Raw genomic sequence first — 1,250 nt, 5'->3', positions numbered from 1 at the left:
GTGGCTAGAGTCCTTTTATGAAGATGACAGGCAGGACAAACGGATACCAAAAAAGCTTGAATCAGTGCTATTCAGGAAAATACAAATCCTGGATGGAGCTTGCAAAGAATCGGATTTAAGGATACCGCCGGGAAACCGGTTTGAACATTTGACCAACAACCTCAGCGAATGGTGTTCAATCCGGGTCAACAGGCAATACCGCCTGGTATTCAAATGGATAGATGGCGTGGCTGTAGACACACATCTTGATCCACACACTTACAAGGGATAAGACTATGAGGGCAACCAAGAGAAGACCTGTATCCGTAGGCGACATGCTGAGGATGGAATTCATGGAGCCGATGGAACTGAAGATTATTGATCTGGCTGAAGCCATGGGCGTCCACAGAAATACTGTCAGTAATATTCTGAATGACAGAACGGTGCTGACAGCACCACTGGCCATCAAACTGGCGGCGGCTTTAGGTAATACTCCCGAGTTCTGGCTTAATATCCAGCATGCATGCGACTTATGGGATACCAGGACCCGGTATAACGAGGAGTCGAAGGCTGTGAGACCTGTCACAGCGTTCAAAAGACAAACAGCTTGATAAGAGCCACACTCAGGAAATCTCCACCAAATCCCCTTTAGCCTCAAGCCAGCTCTTGCGATCGCCAGCCCGCTTTTTAGCCAGCAGCATGTCCATCTCTTCACGGGTCAGTTCAAAGTCTTCCAGTGTCAACTGAACCAAACGACGAGTGTCGGCAGACATGGTGGTTTCACGAAGCTGTAACGGGTTCATTTCTCCCAGACCCTTGAAGCGCTGAACGTTGACTTTGCCCCGTTTCTTTTCGGCCTTGATTCGTTCCAGTACACCTTCTTTTTCTGCTTCATCGAGGGCGTAGTAAACGTCTTTGGCGACATCGATTCGATAAAGAGGTGGCATGGCTACGTAGATATGTCCTTGTTCTACCAGAGCTTTGAAGTGTTGTACGAACAGTGCACAGAGCAGAGTGGCAATGTGCAGACCGTCAGAGTCGGCGTCCGCCAGGATGCAGATTTTTCCGTAGCGCAGTCCGTCGAGTTTGTCTGAACCAGGGTCAACGCCCAGGGCGACAGAAATATCATGAATTTCACGAGAGGCCAGTACTTCGCTGGAATCCACTTCCCAAGTGTTCAGGATTTTACCGCGTAGCGGCAGAATCGCCTGATATTCACGATCCCGTGCCTGTTTTGCAGAGCCCCCTGCAGAATCGCCTTCGACCAGGAA

At 49.7% G+C, this 1,250-nt stretch carries 3 protein-coding genes; 2 read left to right on the top strand and 1 reads right to left on the bottom strand.

The genetic code is table 11. The features are described 5' to 3' along the window. The coding region (locus KDK18_RS05100) for a type II toxin-antitoxin system RelE/ParE family toxin (protein WP_257253664.1) at positions 1-271 on the top strand (271 nt) is incomplete at its 5' end. Positions 272-275: 4 nt separating this feature from the next. Next, positions 276-590: a HigA family addiction module antitoxin gene (locus tag KDK18_RS05095; RefSeq protein WP_257253663.1), complete on the top strand. Its 315-nt coding sequence runs from the start codon at positions 276-278 to the stop codon at positions 588-590. A gap of 12 nt (positions 591-602) precedes the next feature. Here KDK18_RS05095 and KDK18_RS05090 read toward each other — a convergent pair. After that, on the bottom strand, positions 603-1,250 hold a 648-nt coding region (locus KDK18_RS05090; RefSeq protein ID WP_257253661.1), incomplete at its 5' end, for a toprim domain-containing protein.

Source organism: Endozoicomonas sp. SESOKO3 (genome assembly GCF_024606255.1).
This window is presented reverse-complemented; position numbering and strand designations above follow the sequence as displayed.